16 protein-coding genes and 1 pseudogene are annotated in these 15,803 nt (G+C 65.2%); all 17 read right to left on the reverse strand.

Annotation, left to right across the window (positions count from 1 at the left end; all coding sequences use genetic code 11):
- Window positions 1-17: 17 nt before the first annotated feature.
- Window positions 18-566, reverse strand: coding sequence for a flavin reductase family protein (locus EOB49_RS20300; RefSeq protein ID WP_127319879.1), 549 nt, complete (start codon window positions 564-566; stop codon window positions 18-20).
- 63 nt (window positions 567-629) lie between these two features.
- Window positions 630-1,850: an acyl-CoA dehydrogenase family protein gene (locus EOB49_RS20305; RefSeq protein WP_127382048.1), complete on the reverse strand. Its 1,221-nt coding sequence runs from the start codon at window positions 1,848-1,850 to the stop codon at window positions 630-632.
- A 26-nt stretch (window positions 1,851-1,876) separates the two neighbouring features.
- A complete protein-coding gene (locus EOB49_RS20310; RefSeq protein ID WP_127382049.1) occupies window positions 1,877-2,665 on the reverse strand; it encodes an alpha/beta hydrolase in 789 nt (262 codons plus the stop codon).
- A 27-nt stretch (window positions 2,666-2,692) separates the two neighbouring features.
- On the reverse strand, window positions 2,693-3,709 hold the full coding sequence (locus tag EOB49_RS20315; RefSeq protein WP_127326958.1) for an alcohol dehydrogenase catalytic domain-containing protein: 1,017 nt from the start codon (window positions 3,707-3,709) through the stop codon (window positions 2,693-2,695).
- 12 nt (window positions 3,710-3,721) lie between these two features.
- Window positions 3,722-4,747, reverse strand: a complete 1,026-nt coding sequence (locus EOB49_RS20320) for a branched-chain amino acid ABC transporter permease (protein ID WP_127382050.1) — start codon at window positions 4,745-4,747, stop codon at window positions 3,722-3,724.
- The gene (locus EOB49_RS20325) at window positions 4,744-5,607 is read right to left on the reverse strand and encodes a branched-chain amino acid ABC transporter permease (protein ID WP_127319869.1); all 864 of its coding nucleotides are present in this window, start codon (window positions 5,605-5,607) and stop codon (window positions 4,744-4,746) included. The genes EOB49_RS20320 and EOB49_RS20325 overlap by 4 nt, the downstream gene beginning before the upstream one ends.
- A complete protein-coding gene (locus EOB49_RS20330) occupies window positions 5,594-6,322 on the reverse strand; it encodes an ABC transporter ATP-binding protein (RefSeq protein ID WP_127382051.1) in 729 nt (242 codons plus the stop codon). Before EOB49_RS20330 ends, EOB49_RS20325 begins: the two co-directional genes overlap by 14 nt.
- The gene (locus EOB49_RS20335; protein ID WP_127266429.1) at window positions 6,319-7,047 is read right to left on the reverse strand and encodes an ABC transporter ATP-binding protein; all 729 of its coding nucleotides are present in this window, start codon (window positions 7,045-7,047) and stop codon (window positions 6,319-6,321) included. The genes EOB49_RS20330 and EOB49_RS20335 overlap by 4 nt, the downstream gene beginning before the upstream one ends.
- 25 nt (window positions 7,048-7,072) lie before the next feature.
- Window positions 7,073-8,380: an ABC transporter substrate-binding protein gene (locus tag EOB49_RS20340; protein WP_127266430.1), complete on the reverse strand. Its 1,308-nt coding sequence runs from the start codon at window positions 8,378-8,380 to the stop codon at window positions 7,073-7,075.
- 63 nt (window positions 8,381-8,443) lie between these two features.
- Window positions 8,444-9,262 (reverse strand): SDR family NAD(P)-dependent oxidoreductase, encoded by an 819-nt coding sequence (locus EOB49_RS20345; RefSeq protein ID WP_127382052.1) that lies wholly within the window; start codon window positions 9,260-9,262, stop codon window positions 8,444-8,446.
- Window positions 9,262-10,152, reverse strand: a complete 891-nt coding sequence (locus EOB49_RS20350) for an intradiol ring-cleavage dioxygenase (protein WP_127382053.1) — start codon at window positions 10,150-10,152, stop codon at window positions 9,262-9,264. Before EOB49_RS20350 ends, EOB49_RS20345 begins: the two co-directional genes overlap by 1 nt.
- A gap of 10 nt (window positions 10,153-10,162) precedes the next feature.
- Window positions 10,163-11,917 carry an FAD-dependent monooxygenase gene (locus EOB49_RS20355; protein ID WP_127382054.1) on the reverse strand — a complete coding sequence of 585 codons (1,755 nt, stop codon included), beginning with the start codon at window positions 11,915-11,917 and terminating at the stop codon, window positions 10,163-10,165.
- Window positions 11,917-12,966, reverse strand: a complete 1,050-nt coding sequence (locus EOB49_RS20360) for a branched-chain amino acid ABC transporter permease (RefSeq protein ID WP_127382055.1) — start codon at window positions 12,964-12,966, stop codon at window positions 11,917-11,919. Before EOB49_RS20360 ends, EOB49_RS20355 begins: the two co-directional genes overlap by 1 nt.
- An 8-nt stretch (window positions 12,967-12,974) precedes the next feature.
- Window positions 12,975-13,838 (reverse strand): branched-chain amino acid ABC transporter permease, encoded by an 864-nt coding sequence (locus tag EOB49_RS20365; protein ID WP_127318882.1) that lies wholly within the window; start codon window positions 13,836-13,838, stop codon window positions 12,975-12,977.
- A gap of 67 nt (window positions 13,839-13,905) precedes the next feature.
- Window positions 13,906-14,607 (reverse strand): ABC transporter ATP-binding protein, encoded by a 702-nt coding sequence (locus EOB49_RS20370; RefSeq protein ID WP_127318884.1) that lies wholly within the window; start codon window positions 14,605-14,607, stop codon window positions 13,906-13,908.
- Window positions 14,607-15,323, reverse strand: coding sequence for an ABC transporter ATP-binding protein (locus tag EOB49_RS20375; protein WP_127266437.1), 717 nt, complete (start codon window positions 15,321-15,323; stop codon window positions 14,607-14,609). Before EOB49_RS20375 ends, EOB49_RS20370 begins: the two co-directional genes overlap by 1 nt.
- A gap of 59 nt (window positions 15,324-15,382) precedes the next feature.
- Window positions 15,383-15,803 (reverse strand): annotated as a pseudogene (locus EOB49_RS20380) (ABC transporter substrate-binding protein); the annotation flags it as partial.

Consider the following 15,803-nt stretch of genomic DNA (forward strand, 5'->3'; position numbering starts at 1 on the left):
CGCCGCTTCGGCGCCGTTCAAAGAAAACGCGACGACTCAAGAAGCTCAGCCACCCCGTCCAGTTCCTTGTGCAGGCGATGCCAACGACGGTCGAGATAAACCAGCGAATGCGCCTCCGGAGGGACCTCGTCCGGCAGCACCTCGCCGTCAAGGAGTTCGGCCGCGACAAGCGTCGCGCCCTCGATTGGCAGAACGCCGAGCCGACGGGCGCGGAACCAGGTCGAAACGCCGGTATAGCGCGGTTCGCCGGTGGGCAGCCGCGCCCAGGCGCCTCCCGGCGGGAAACGTTCCGCGCCGCTCGACGCGCAGAGCTGCGCCAGGTCGATATCAGTGAAGCGCAGCAGGTGGATCACCATGGTCTCGGCCCGCAGCAAGGGCTCGGATGAAGTCGATTTCATCGAGAGCGAGAAAGCGACGACCGGCGGCGCGGCACTTACCGAGATCAGCGAGGATACGGTCATCGCCACCGGCCTGTCGCCGGGATCGGCCGTGATCACGGCAACACCGGCCGGATGGTGGCGAAAGGCTTCGCGGAAGGCGTTGGTCATTGGATGCGGGAAGCTCATCGACGTCTCTCTTCTGCAGCGTGAATAGGGGCCGGACGGCGTCTGCCGTCCGGCCCCTGCGGACTACTTCTTCTCGATCAGGTCGTAGAACTGCCAGGTGCGATCGCTCCACAGCCCGCCGATGTCGCGACCGGCCGAGGTGACGATCGACGGCGCGATCGTGAAATGGTTGGCCGCCACCATCATCTCGCGGAAGGTGCGCTGGATCACACCGGCGCGCAGCGACGCGCCGCCGCCGGCGCGGTAGGCGAAATTGCAGATATCCACGCCAACCTCGTGAATCTCGGATTTAGCCAGATGGACAAGGCTGATCTGTCGCGTCGATACGCTGTTGCCGGCCTCGACCGTCGCCTCGATGTCGCGCCAGACTTCGAAAACAAAGGCGCGGGCAGCGCGATAGCGGGCTTCGGCGCGGCCATAATCGTGCCAGAACTTCTCGCTCTCGCCGATCAGGCCGGCGCGACCCGATTTGCTGCGGGCGAACTTGGCGATCTCGTCCAGCATCCGCCGCCCAGTGCCGAGAGCCCAACCGGTATGCCCGATTGCGGCGAGGCCGACGACACCGAGACTGAAGAACTCCTTCTGACGCAGCGGCGGTGCGGTCAGGATCGGGAAAACGAGATCGTCGGCGATGAAGACGTCCTCGGCCGCATAGTCGATGCTGCCGGTGCCGCCGAGGCCCAGAACGTCCCAATTGCCGAGCTGCTTGTGCTGAGAGATCGGGGCATGGGCGCACATGATGATCAAGTTGCCCTTCTCGTCCTTGGCGGGCTTGCCGGTGCCGTCGTCGACGAAGGCGGCACTGTGGCTGTAGGTGGCGTGGCTGAAGCCGCTGCCATAGCTCCACTTGCCATTCAGCCGGTAGCCGCCATCGACTTTCTTCAGCATACCGAGCGGCGCGCCCTGCCCCGAGAACCGGTTTTCGGTGCCCGGCGCGAACAACCGCTCGACCGCGCTGTCCGGCAGAAAGGCTGCCGACATCGCACCGATGCAGCAATGCACCATGGAAACCCAACCAGCCGCCCCAGAGTGCCAGGTGATCGCCGCCAGCAGTTCGAGACCCTGGGTGGGTCGCAGCTGCGCACCGCCGAGGCTCTCCGCGGCGAAGATATGCGACATGCGCAGCGGCTTCAGCAGCTCGAACGTGGCCGCAGTCAGTTCGCCATTCTCCTCATCGGCGGTGGTGTTGGCTTCCAGGGCCGGCCCGATCTCCGTGATCTTGCTGAGCAAGTCGCGATAGTCGGTGGTCGTCCCCCACGAGCCGTGCTTGATGGGTTTGTTCATTGTCTTCTCCTCCTTTTCAAATGCGGTCAGCCGGCGAGGAAATCGCCGATCTTCCTGAGTGTTTCGGGTTTCTCCTGCATGACGAAATGGCCGGCATCCTCGACCAGGATCAGGCGTGCGTCGGGCAGGGCTTCGACGAAGAGCGGCGCCTGGCCAGCCGGCAGCAGACGGTCCCTGGTGCCCCAGACGACCAGCGTCGGATTGGCGATACGCACCAGAAAGCGCCGCAGGTTAGGATGGCCCATGCCGAACGGCGCCAGCAGCCGGCCGAGCGTGTCGCCTTCGCGGACGCGGTCGGCGCCGAAGGCCTCGGCAAAGGCGGGGTCTGAGCCGTCCGGGAAATAGCGCAGCGCCACCGAGACGTCATGCGCCAGATAGGCCGGCAGCTCCTGCGGCGCGACCGCGCCCAGATCGGTGGCCGGATGCGCGGGGTCGTTGAGCCCGGCGGGAGCGATCAGCACCACCTTGTCGAAACGCTCGCGCGCAAGGCCGGCGAGCTCGGTCGCCATCCAGCCGCCCGTGGAAAAGCCGATGAGATGAGGCTTCTCCGGCAGGTTCAGAACATCGAGCAGGTTCAGGTAGTGCAGAACCATGTCGGACATCCCAGCCACATGCGGCGCCGGGCCAGAAAAGCCGAAGCCCGGATGGCTCGGGCAGAGCACGCGGAAGCGGTCGGCGAGGCCCTCCGCGAAGCCGAAGCCTTCAAGCGTCGAGGCGCCGTGCAGGAACAGCACGGGCTTGCCTCTACCGATGGCCTTCACCACCGTTTCCGTGCCGCCGATATCGTATTCGAGGGTTTCGAATTGAACGGCCATTTTCACTCTCCTCAAACAGGTGCGGCCTCAAACAAGGTCCGGCTGGATCAGCACTTTGCATTGCGTGGTGCGGCGGCGAAGGCTCTCGAATATCTGCGGAACTGGCGAGAGGTCGATCCGGTCGGTGACCAGAGCTTGCGGTGCGAAAGGTCCGCCGCGCAGCGCATCGAGGGCGACGCCGAATTCGTTGCGCTGATGGAAGAAGACCGAGAACAGCAGGTTCACTTCCTTGGTCAGCGCAATGAACGGATCCCATTCGTCGCCGCCGATACACAAGCCGACGCCAACCACCGTGCCCTGCAGCCGCACCGCTTCGACCGCCGCGCCGATGAGGCCGCGCTTGCCGACGCATTCGAAGACGACGTCTGGCGCTCCGCCGCAGAGATCGGCGAGGTTCTCGGTCAGCTTTTCGCCGGAAAGCGCGAAGCCGGTCGCGCCGAGAGCAAGCGCACGCTCGCGCTGATGACCGTGGATGTCGGCCACCACGACACGCGACGCCCCCATCCGCCGTGCCCAGAAGGCGACGAGCAGTCCGATCGGCCCGGCGCCCAGGATGGCGACTCGATCCCCCGGCTTCATGCCCGAGCGGACGATGCAATGCAGAGCGACCGACAATGGCTCGGCCAACGCACCATCCTCGAGCGCCACATCGTCGGGCAGGATATGACACTGGCGCGCGGCCACGGTCGCGTATTGCGCATAGCCGCCGCCGATCAGCTCCATCTCGCGACAGCGCGCCGGATCGCCGCGCTCGCAGGCCTCGCAGTGTCCGCAACCGCGCATAGGCGCGACGGCGACACGGTCACCGATCCGAAGGCCTGTTGCCTCCGATCCGACCGCGACGATGTCCCCAGAGAATTCATGGCCGAGCACGAAGCCTGCCTCGATGCCGAAAGGCACGGGGTCCTCGGTGATATGCAGATCGCTGCCGCAGATGCCGCAGGCGGCGACACGCAAGACGACCTCGCCCGGTGCCGGCGTCGGGTCCGGCACCGTGCCGATCCGCAGCGGGACGCCGACCCTATCGAAGATGGCGGCTTTCATGAATCCTCCTCGTCAGCGGTTCGGGTCGACAAGCTTGCGCCGGATCGGGAACCATGGTGCATCCCACCGTTTCGACATCAGGCCCCAGATGCCCGTCCGGGCGTAGAGCGCGACCAGAAGCGTCATCAGGCCGAGGACAACGAAATAAGTCGCGCCGTATTCGCCGAACCAGCGGTCCGCGATGAAGAAAATCAGGGATCCGATCAGAACGCCCTCGATGGAGCCGATTCCGCCGACCATGACGATGAAGATCGCGACGTTGGCCCACATCGGATCGAAGGCCGAACCCGGGGTGATGCGGAGCTGCGCCATGAAATAGATCGCCCCGGCAAGACCGCAGCCGACCGCCGACGCGACGTAGATCAGGAAGCGCAGCTTGACGACATTCACGCCCTGGCTGGCGGCCGCGACCGGATTGTCGCGCATGGCGATCAGCGCAAGGCCGAAGCGCGAGCGAAGCAGCCAATAGCTGCCGCCCAGCGTGACGAGCAGCATCCCCGCGCAGAGCAGCGACATGGCGACATTCCGCTCGAAGGCCGAATAGTCCTTCATCACGCGAAGCGACATGCCCGCGCCGGAATTGACGAGCGGCAGGTTCGAGGCGGTCAGCCGGAAGACCTCGGCCACCACCCATGTGCCGATCGAAAAATAGGGACCATCCAGGCGATGCAGCAGCAGGTAGATCGGCACGGCCAGCGCGGCCGGCACCAGCAGCGAAAGGAAGACCGCCACAAACGGATTGATGCCGTAAGTCTGGGCCAACACGAAGAGCGCATAGCCGGCCGCTCCCATGAAGGCATGCTGACCCACCGAGACGAGGCCGGCATAGCCGGCGAGCAGGTTCCACATCTGAGCGACGGCGATGTAGCAGCACAGCACCAGAATCGACCGGATCGTGCCGGTCGAGGCCCACCATGGCATGGCGGCGACACCGATCAGCGCCAGCACAGCCAGCGTCATCGCGATGCGACCGGACCGGGTCTGGCGTTGGACCAGGACCTCAAGCACCTCGGTTGCCACATAGGGGATCGCACTCATGACAATGCCTTTCCGAACAAGCCCTGCGGGCGGGTCGCCAGCACGATCAGGAAGACGATATGTCCGGCGAGCACGCCGAAGCCCGGATCGATGCGGAAGCCGATGGCCTGCGAGATGCCGAGCACCATCGAGCCGGCGAAGGCGCCCCATACCGTTCCCATGCCGCCGATGATCACCGCTTCGAAGGCGTAGATCAGTTGGGCAGGTCCGTCGGCCGGCGCGACGGTCGACCGCAACGCCTGGAAGACGGCTGCAAAGCCGAGGATGCCGACCGCCGCAGCCGTCGCCATCGCATAGACGGCGCGCGGGTTGATGCCGGTCATCGCCGCCGCCTCGACATCGGCCGACGCGGCGCGGAGCGCCCGGCCGAAGCGCGTGCGCTTCAGCGTCAGGTCGAGGCCCCATGTCAGCCCCGTGGCGACGGCCAGCACAATCAGCGGCAGGAGGCCGATATAGATACCGCCGATCTCGATGGATTGGCTCTCGATGCCATGGCCGGGCAGCGACCGGCTGTTCGCGGACCATATCTGGAGCATCAGGTTTTGCAGTGCGATCGACAGTCCGAAGGTGGCGATCAGCGAGGGCAGCGGATCGCTGCCCACCACGCGGTTCAGCACGGCCTTCTGCAGCACCCAGCCCATCAGCACCGCGAGCGGCACCAGTAAGATCAGCACAGGCAGCGGTCCCAGACCCCAGGCCGTGGCTATCGAAATGCCTATCAGCGACAAAAGGATCACCAGATCGCCATGGCTGATGTTGACGATCCGCATGACGCCGAACATCAGCGCCATGCCGAGCGCATACTGGGCATACATGCCGCCCAGCAGGACTCCCTGCACCAAGGCGTCAAACCACTCCATGGCCTGCTCCAAAATAGGCTTTGCCGATCTGCTCACGCGTGATCTCGGCGGACCTGCCGGTCAGGGTCACGCGCCCCTCCAGCATGCAGTAGAGGCGGTCCGTGGCGGTTCGGGCGAGGCCTACATCCTGTTCGACCACGATCATCGCCGTTCCGGTGGCGCGGATTTCGGGCAAGGCGGCATAGATCTCGCGGATCACCTTCGGCGCAAGACCAAGGCTGATCTCGTCGCAGAGCAGCACGCGAGGCTGGCAGAGCAGTGCGCGGCCGATCGCCACCATCTGTTGCTGCCCGCCCGAGAGGCTTTGCACCTGCGTGCGAGCCTTCTCCTTGAGGATCGGGAACAGCTGATGCAGACGCGGCAGCGTCCATCCGCCCTTGGCGCCCATGCGTGCGGCCTGGTCGATGGCGACGCGCAGATTGTCCTCGACCGACATGCCGGTGAAGAGCCGGCGGCCCTCCGGCACGATGGCGACACCCTTCTGGACCATGCGGTCGGTGGTGGTGCCGCCAACGGCCTCGCCGTGCAGCAGCACCATCTCGCGCGCAACCGGGAGCAGGCCCATGATCGAACGCAGGAGTGTGGATTTTCCTGCCCCGTTGGCGCCGATCAATGCCACGGCCTCACCCTGGTGCAGCTCGATGTCGACGCCGTAGAGCGCCTGAAAATCGCCATAGCGGGCCAAGAGCCCGCGGGTGGAAAGAACGGCCGTCATGCCTCGATCCCCATGTAGACGCGCTGGACCTCGGGCAGCGCAATCACTTCGGCTGGCACGCCTTCAGCGATCTTCTCGCCGAAGTTAAGCACCAACAGCCGGTCGGCCACCGCCAGCAGCGCGTGCAGCACATGCTCGATCCACACAATGGTGATGCCGCGGTCGCGTATGCGGCGGACCAGCGCCACCAATGCCTTTGATTCATCGTCGGTCAGGCCGCCCGCGATCTCGTCCAGAAGCAGCAGCTTCGGATCCGACGCCAGCGCGCGCGCCAGCTCCAGCCGCTTGCGATCGAGCAGAGTGAGCGCGCCGGCCGAGACATTGGCCTTGTCGGAGAGCTCGCAATCGCGCAGGACCTGGGCGCAGAAAGCATAGCTCTGCTTCTCGGACCGGCCGCCGCCGAAAGCGGCGGCGACCAGCAGGTTTTCGAAGGTGGTCATGCCGGAATAGGGACGCGGGATCTGATAGGTCCGCCCGATCCCCATCTGGCAGCGCCGGAAGGGCGGCTCGCCGCGAAGCGCGGTGTCGCCGAGCTGGATCTCGCCGCCGGACGTCTTCAAATCGCCGCTGATCATGTTGAACAGCGTCGTTTTGCCCGCCCCATTCGGGCCGAGGATGCCCAGCACCTCGCCCCGATGCACGTCGAAGCTCACCTCATGCAGGACGCGGACAGCGCCGAAGGACTTCGACACGCCGTGCGCTTTCAGCAGGATTTCCCTACCCATAACTCTGCCCGCGTTCCCGCTCATGTCACCAGGCGATCGGCTGGATAGCCTGCTGCGGCGCGAAGAGCTGATTGACAGTGTTGTCGACGATCTTCAGGTCATAAGGCCATTTCTCGCCCTTCACCCACTGGCCGCCGAAGATCGGCGTCTTGCAGATGTTCTTGTGGGGCGAGCCGTCGAACTTGATATGACCGACCAGCGTCTGCAGATCGGTAGCGACCAGAGCGTCACGATTGGCCGCACGGTCGAGCGGATTGGAAGAGCGCTTCAGTATGTCGAGGGCGACCTCGAGCAAGGCATGCGAATAGCCCAGCGGCTGCGTCCACTGGCGCTTCGTATCGGCTTCCCATTGGCTGGCGATGTCGCTGCTGACCTGGCCGGTCAGCGACGACTTGAACGGGAAGGCCGGGGTCCACCAGACCTCCGAGGACATGCCGTTGCCTAGAGGACCCATGGCCTCGACGCCACCCGGGAACAAGAGCGCCGCCGCCACCGTGACCGCCTTCGGCTTGAAGCCCTGCTGGTTGCACTGGGTGACGAAGGTCTTCAGATCGTCGGGATAGGTGATGCCGCCGATGATCTCGCAGCCCTGCTTCTTGAACTCGGCTATCTGTGCGGAAAAATCATTGGTGCGGGGCTGGAAATAGCCGGGCACCACGACCTCGTAGCCGGCCTTGCGGGTCGGCGCTGGCAAGCCATATTCGTCGTTGCCCCAGGTCTCGCCGTCGATGTTCTGGGGGAACAGCATCCCGACCTTCTTGTTGGTCTCCAGATGGTTCCAGAGCCCGACGAAGGTGTTCAACGCCTCGTCGAGGCCCCAGAAGAAGTGATAGGTCCAGTCGAAGGTCTGCTTGCCGCCGCCGCGCGGCATGATCACCGCTTGCCAGGGAGCGCCCGAGGAAATGCAGGGGGTCTCATAAAGCTCGGCCTGCTCGGCCGCGGGCAGGATCGTGTCGGTGGTCGAGGCCGGCACGAGCAGATGCACCTCGTCGTTCAGGATCAGATTGCCGGCGATTTCCGATGCCTTGTTCGGATTGGACTGGCTGTCGCGGTCAAGAATCTCGATTTCGTAAGTATTGCCGTCGGCGCATTGCAGCTGGCCGCCGAGCAGGGCGCGGATCTTCTGCAAGGTGTAGCCATCCGTTTCACCAAACAGGGCGAGCGGTCCGGTCGTCGGGCTGAGATAGCCGAGCTTGATCTTCCCCGCCGTCGCGGCGCGCACATAGGCCGGCATGCCAAGCGTGCTGGCGGCAAGGCCGGCTCCAATCCCCTTCAGGACGCTTCGGCGGCTGGGCCGCAAGCCCGATTTCACCAGTCTGTTGTAGTAGCTCATCGTCGGTTCCTCCCTGGGTTAAGTTTCTCCGGCCCACGGGACCGGTCTCAGTTCAAAGCGGCTTCAGGTCATCCTCAGCAGTGAGCCGCCATCGATTACGATCAGCGAGCCCGTGACGTAGGACGCGGCCGGCGACGCCAGATAAAGCGCCAGGCCCTTGATCTCTTCCGGGTCGCCGATCCGGCCGATGAGCGACTGGGCCTCGAAGGCCTTGCGGTCCGCCGGATTGCGCAGCCGGCCGCCGGCGATGTTGGTGATGAACGGTCCGGGCAGGATGGCATTGATGCGGATGTTGTAGGCGCCAAGCTCCATCGCCATGTGGCGAACGAGATGGTTCACTGCGGCCTTCGCGGGCATGTAGGGCGTGCCCACGATGCTCTCGTTGATCAGCGATGCAATGGACGACGTGACGATGATCTGGCCGCCGCCATTCGGCTTCATGTGCCGCACGGCATGCTTGATCGTGGTGTAGACCGAGGTCAGGTTGATCTCGATCACCTTGTCCCAGTGCTCATCAGGCAGGTTCTCGATGGCGCCGTCGGGGTTCCTTTCGCCCGTCGGGGTGTTGAAGCCCGGCCCGGCATCGATCCCGGCATTGGCAAACACGACATCGATCGAGCCCGCCTTCCCGGCCACCTTGTCGAAGGCGGCCGCCATGGCCGCGCGGTCGCCGACATCGACGACCTGGCCCCAGACATCGCCACCCGTCGCCCTGATCGCCGCCACGGTCTTCTCCAGCCCGGCAGGGTTCAGGTCGAAGATGCAGACCTTCGCCCCGTGCTCGGCCATGATCTCGGAATAGGCCTGCCCGATGCCGCTGGCGCCGCCGGTGACGATCACCGACTTGCCTCTGACATCGAACATCTTCTCAAGTGCGGCCATCAGTTTCCTCCCTTGCGCGACAGCACGAAATCGAACTCCACGTCGTAGAACGGGGCCGCGACCTCGACCCTGGCGGCGGCTTCGGCGTCCTCGACCTTGCGGAATTCGGCGAGCAGGCTCTTCTTCACGCCGAAGACGGCATCTGAATCGATGTACGGGTCGTCCGGATCGAAGATGTGCGTGGTCAGCGCGTCGAAGCCCTCGGCCTCGACGATGTAGTGAAGATGCGCCGGACGATTGGGGTGGCGGCCTAGCGCGCCCAGCAGCTTGCCGACCGGGCCGTCATCCGGGATCGGGTAGTATTTGGGCTTCACGCCGCGGAACCAGTAACGTCCGTCCGCACCGGTGCGGAACACGCCGCGCAGATTGAAGTCGGGTTGGATGCCCTTCTGCTGCACGTCGTAGAAGCCCTCGTCATTGGCCTGCCAGACGTCGATCTTGGCGCCTGCGATCGGCTTGCCCTCGGTATCGAGGATGCGGCCATGCACGAACATGGGCTCGCCCTTCTGGTCGAGGCAGATGTTGGAGCCCATCGGCAGTTCGGGGGCGTCGGCGACGTGGAAGGGTCCCAGCACCGTCGATTCCGAGGCGCCCGACGGCTTGCGGTTGTTGATCGCATCGACCAGCATCGAGACACCGAGAACATCCGACAGCAGGATGTATTCCTGCCGCCACTCGTTGCAGATCTGGCCTGTCTGCGTCAGGAACATGATCGCGCCGAACCATTCCTCCTGTGTCGGCTCGATCTCCTTCACCGCCTCGTGCAGCTTGCGGGTGATGACCTCCATCACCTCTTTGAGCCGCTCGTCCTTGGCGTTCCTGTTCCGCGCCACCACGACCTCGGCCGAGTTCGCTTCGGTGAAATAGCCGGATTCGTGTTCATCGATCATGCGATCCTCCTCAGCGCGCCAGAACTGATTTCAAGACCCGGCGCAGTTCGGCCGCCGGATCGGCCGCCAGCGTTTCGGAACGCCAGGCCACATGATGGTCGGGACGAACGATCAGGCAGCCGTGGTCGCGGATCTCCCGCGCGCCGGCCCAGTCGCCGGTATGATCCTCGATCGCGCGGCGCGGGCCGATCGCATGGCTGCGGATCGGCAGACCGAGCTCCGCGCCCACCGTCTCCGCCGCTGCGACCCACGCCTCGCCGCCGATGCCGGTCAACAGCGTGAACTCGCCATGCCCGCAAAGATCGAGCGTCGAGACTTTCCTGCCGGAGCGCTCGAAGACCCAGACATGTGGCAAGCGCGCACCGGGCCACGTTGTCGGCGCATAATGCAGCTCGCGATCCTTCTCGAAAGGCGGCTCGCCCTGGCCGTCGGTCACCACCGCGCCGGAGGCATAGCGCTGGTTCATCTCGACGCCATGGGCGTCGAACTCGTACTTCTTGAAGGCGATGGCCTTGCGGAGCGCCTCGCGCTGCGCTTCGGCGACGGGCGTCGCATCGGCGCGAGCCTCCATGTTCCTGTGGATCTTGTCGTGATCCACGCCGCCGTCCATGCCGAGCGCCTCGAAGATCGGTCCGAATTCGGCGATGGACTGGTTCGCCCGTGTCACGATCTGGCGCGCGATCGGTGCGCGCTCGGCCGAGAAGCTGTCCAGAAGCCCGACCCCCGCCTGCCCCTTGATGACCTTGGCAAGCTTCCAGGCGAGGTTGAACCCGTCCTGGATCGATGTGTTCGAGCCGAGCCCGTTCGAGGGCGGATGCCGGTGCGCGGCATCGCCCATGATGAACACCCGCCCCTTCTGCATGTGCGTGGCGAAGCAGTTGTTCACGGTCCAGGTGTTGGCGCCCAGGAGCTCGATCTCGAGCGCGGGATCTCCGACCAGTTGACGCGCGACGCTGGTGGCCAGTTCCGGCGTCACTTCAGGCGGCGGCTGGTTGATGTCGTAGCCCCAGACGATCAGCCATTCGTCCCACGGCCGCACCATGCGCACGAGACCCATGCCGATGCCGCCGACGTCGGCGCCGGGCTGCATGACCCAGTAGAGGACGCTCGGCCGGTGGGCGACATATTTCGAGAGATCAGCCCTGAACAGGATGTTCATCGAGCCGCCAACGCCCATCTTGCCCTCGAGCGGCAGGCCCAGATGCTCGGCCACCAGCGAGTTGCCGCCGTCGGCGCCGACGAGGAACTTCGACCGCACGGTGAAATCCTTGCCCGACAGCCGATCGTGGCAGGTCGTGGTCACGCCGTCCGCATCCTGGACATGGCTGACATATTCCGTGCTCATGCGGGCCTGCGTGCCGCGGGCGCAGGCCGACTTGAACAGGATCGGCTCCATGAAGGTCTGCGGCAGATCGTTCATGAAGCAGGGAGACGACAGGAGATGTTCGGCCTTGGAGAGCGGATGGACGCCCCAGCTCTTCATGCGGCCGATCTCCTCGCCGGCCAGGCTTTCGCAGAACACGTTCTCGCCCATCAGCTCCTGCGGGGAGGCGTGCATCATGGCCTCGGCCTCTACCTCCGGCCCAAGGTCGCGCAGCACTTCCATCGTGCGCTGGTTGGTGATGTGGGCACGCGGCGTGTTCGACAACCAGCGATAGCGATTGACGATCATGTTGGCGACGCCATAGCTGGACAGCAGCGCGGCGGTGGCCGAGCCGGCCGGGCCAGTGCCGACGATCAGCACGTCGGTTTCGATATCCGCCATCAAATTCCTCCCTCGATCTTCGGACCGGTCAGCCTGCGGCGAACCGGAAACAGGTGCAGGCCCTTGCGGGACGCGATCAGGCCCCACAGCCCCTTTGGTGCAAAAAGCATTACGACGACGGCGATGAGGCCGAGCGTCATCAAGTACCAGCTGCCGTAGTCGGCCAGCGCCGAGCGCAGCGCAAAGAAGACCAGCACACCGAGGATCGGCCCCTCGATGGTGCCGATGCCGCCGATGACGACTATGAAGATGACGTTGGCGGTCCAGTCGGTGACGGCAAAGGCCGCTCCCGGCGAGATGCGGGCCGTCTGCAGAAAGATCAGCGCGCCGGTCAGCCCGGTGGCGGCCGCGGCGATCAGAAAGACCGCCCATCTGAGCCGACCAGTATCGACGCCGACCGATTGCGCCGCGTCGACATTGTCGCGCACCGCCGCCAGCGCCAGCCCGAGGCGATTGCGCAGCAGCCAATAGATGCCGCCGGTCACAGCCACGACCAGCGCCAAAGCCAGCCAGTAGGCCAGGACATCGCGTGCCGCGGCCTCGCGGACGCCGAACAGCGCCCTGATCGCATCGGTGCCCAGAATACTGCTCGTCGCCTCGCGCGGCAGCGAAGTGCCGGTGCCGCCGCCGAGCGCCTTCCACTGCGCGACCAGCAGGCGCATCACTTCAGCGATCACCCAGGTGCCGACGGCGAAATAGGCGCCCTGCAAACGGAATGCGAAGAAGGCGGTCGGAACCGCCAGCACCAGCGCCGCAAGCCCCCCCAGTGGGATCGCCAGGACCGGATTCCAGCCAAGCAGGATCACGCCGGCGAACATCGCGTAGGCGCCGATGCCGACGAAGGCCTGCTGACCCACCGAGACCAGGCCGCCATAGCCCGCCAGAAGGTTCCATATCTGCGCCAGCGTCAGCATGGTGAGGATGAAGAACAGATCCTGTATGACGCCTCGCGAGGCCACGGCAGGCAGCGCGAGCGCGGCGACGATGACGATCGGCACCGTGATCGCGGTTACAGTTCCGGCGCGGGTGCGGGTTGTCAGTCGATACATGCCGCCCCTCAATCCACTGCGCGCGGAAAAAGCCCGCGCGGTTTGAGCAGCATCACGGCCAGGAAGGCGATGTGGCCGGCCAGGATCTGCCATTCCGGATTGAGCGCGGCACCAAACGTCTGCGCCACGCCGATGATGATCCCGCCCGCGAGCGTTCCCCATAGGCTGCCGAGGCCGCCGATGATCACCGCCTCGAAGGCATAGATCAGCCGCGCCGGCCCGATCGAAGGATCGAAGTTTGCCCGCATGCCGAGATAGAGGGCCGCCAGCGTCACCACGATCATGGCGATCCCGGTGGCGATCGCGAAAATCCGCTTCGGCTCTATCCCCATCAGCCCCGCCGTCACCGCGTCGTCCGAGGTGGCGCGGAAGGCACGGCCGAGCGCGGTGTGGTAAAAGAGCCCGTTCAGGGCAATGATCATCACGATCGCCGAGGCAAAGGTCATCAGCGGCATGATCCCCACCGTGACCAGCCCGAGATCGAGCGATGCCCCTTCCAACGCGCCCACCGGAATACGGCGGCTGTCGGCGGAGAAGGCCTCGAGCAGGCCGTTCTGCAGGGCGACCGACAGGCCGAAGGTGACCAAAAGCGGCGGCAGGATGTCCTTGCCCAGTACGCGGTTCAGCACGGCGGCCTGCAGCAGCCAGCCGAGCGCGAACATCGCCGGCATGGCGACCAGGGCAGCGATCCAGGGCGACAGGCCGAGCAGCGTGACGCCCATCAAAACCAGATAGGCGGCAAGAATGATGAGGTCGCCATGGGCGAGATTCACCAGCCGCATGATGCCGAAGACGAGGCTCAATCCCGCTGCAAACAGGGCATAGAGCCCGCCCAGCAGAATCCCCTGCACGAGAGTGTCCAGCCAGATCATCGCCGCGCCACCTCGATCAGGCCATGAGAGCGCTGTGCGAGCAGATGACGGAATCTCGGATCCCTGGTCATGACGCCACCCCGAAATAGGCAGAATGGATGTCTTCGCGCGTGACCTCGGCCGTCCTGGCGGCCAGCGTGACGCGACCCTCCATCATGCAGTAGACGCGGTCGGCGACCGCCAACGCCTTGCCGATATCCTGCTCCACCAGCACGATCGCGGCGCCGCTTTCGCGGATCCTGGGAAGGGCTGCGTAGATGTCGCGGATGACGACGGGCGCGAGGCCGAGGCTGATCTCGTCGCAGAGCAGCAATTGGGGGTTCGACATCAGCGCCCGGCCGATCGCCACCATCTGCTGCTGGCCGCCCGAGAGCGCGGTGCCGGGGCTCTTGCGCCGCTCGCGCAGGATCGGAAAAAGGTCATAGACGGCGTCGAGGTTCCACGGCCCCGGCACCTTGCGCGCCTGCCCGCCGACCAGCAGGTTTTCCTCGACGGTGAGCGAAGGGAACAGTCGGCGCCCCTCCGGCACCATGGCGATGCCGCGTTTCATGATCTGGGCCGAAGACAGCGCGCCGATCGGCTCGCCCCTGTGCAGCACCATGCCGGGCTCGTTGCCGATCACGCCCGTGATCGAGCGCATCAGCGTGGATTTCCCGGCGCCATTGGCGCCGATGATCGCCACGCATTCGCCTGCGGCCACGCTGATATCCACACCGAACAGCGCCCGGAACTGGCCGTAATTCGCGGTGAGGCCACGCGTTTCCAGCATCAGACCTCGAGCCCCAGATAGATTTCGCGAACCGCCTTCGAGGCCATGATCTCATCAGGCGCACCGATCCCGATCACACGCCCGAAATCCAGCACGAGAAGCCGCTCTACCACCGAATTCAGGGCGTGCAGCACATGCTCGATCCAGATGATTGTCGTGCCCCTGGCGTGGATCGCCTTGATTGTCGCGACCAGGGCCTTGCATTCGCCCTCCGTCAGACCGCCGGCGATCTCGTCCAGAAGCAGAAGCTCAGGGCCTGTCGCCAGGGCGCGGGCGAGTTCGAGGCGCTTGCGGTCGAGAAGGCTCAGCGAGCCGGCCACGAAATTGGCCTTCCTGAGAAGCTCGGTCTCCTCGAGGATACCAGCGCAATCGTCGACCATCTCGGCCTCGCGTCCGCCGCGGCCGAAGGCGGCAGCGGTCAAGAGATTTTCGAACACGGTCAGCCCCTCGAAAGGTTGCGGAATCTGGAAGCTGCGGCCGACGCCCATGCGCACCCGCTCCATGGCCGGAGCACGGGTCACGTCGCGGCCGAGCAATTCGATGCGCCCCTCATTGGCAAACAGATTGCCGGTGATCAGGTTGAAGAGCGTCGATTTTCCCGCGCCGTTCGGGCCGATAATGCCCAGCGCTTCGCCGCGCGGCACGCTGACGGTCACGGAATCGGCAACCTTCAGGGCGCCGAAGGACTTCGAAACGTTTTCCAGCCTGAGTATCATCACTGTCATCCTTGGGTCGCGCCGAACGAGGGCGGCGGTATCAGCCGCCCTCGGCAGCGTCAGGCCAGGGCTTCCATCTTGCCGGCGGTGGGAATCTCGGAGGCGCCGGCGTTTTCGACGATCACCAGATCGAAGCCGCCACCGGCCTTCTTGCGCCACTGCCCGCCGACGAGCGGCGTCTTGCAGACGTTCTTCGCGGCGAAAGGCGGCAATCCCGCACCGCTCCAGGCCACCTTGCCCACCACCGTCGTCATGTCGGTGGCCGCTATCGCCGCCGCGATCGCCTCGGCATTGGTTGGATCCGACACGCGGCCCATGACATTGGCCGCCACCTCGAACAGCGAATGGACAAAGCCGATCGGCTGTGTCCAGGGACGCCCGGTCTTGGCGGTGAAATCCGCCGCGAGTTCGGCCGAACTCTCGCCCGTCACGGACGATTTGAACGGATGGGAGGCCGACCACCAGACCTCGGACGAGAGA

It is taken from the genome of Mesorhizobium sp. M7A.F.Ca.MR.148.00.0.0 (genome assembly GCF_003997735.1).
In the GTDB taxonomy this organism is placed as follows: domain Bacteria; phylum Pseudomonadota; class Alphaproteobacteria; order Rhizobiales; family Rhizobiaceae; genus Mesorhizobium.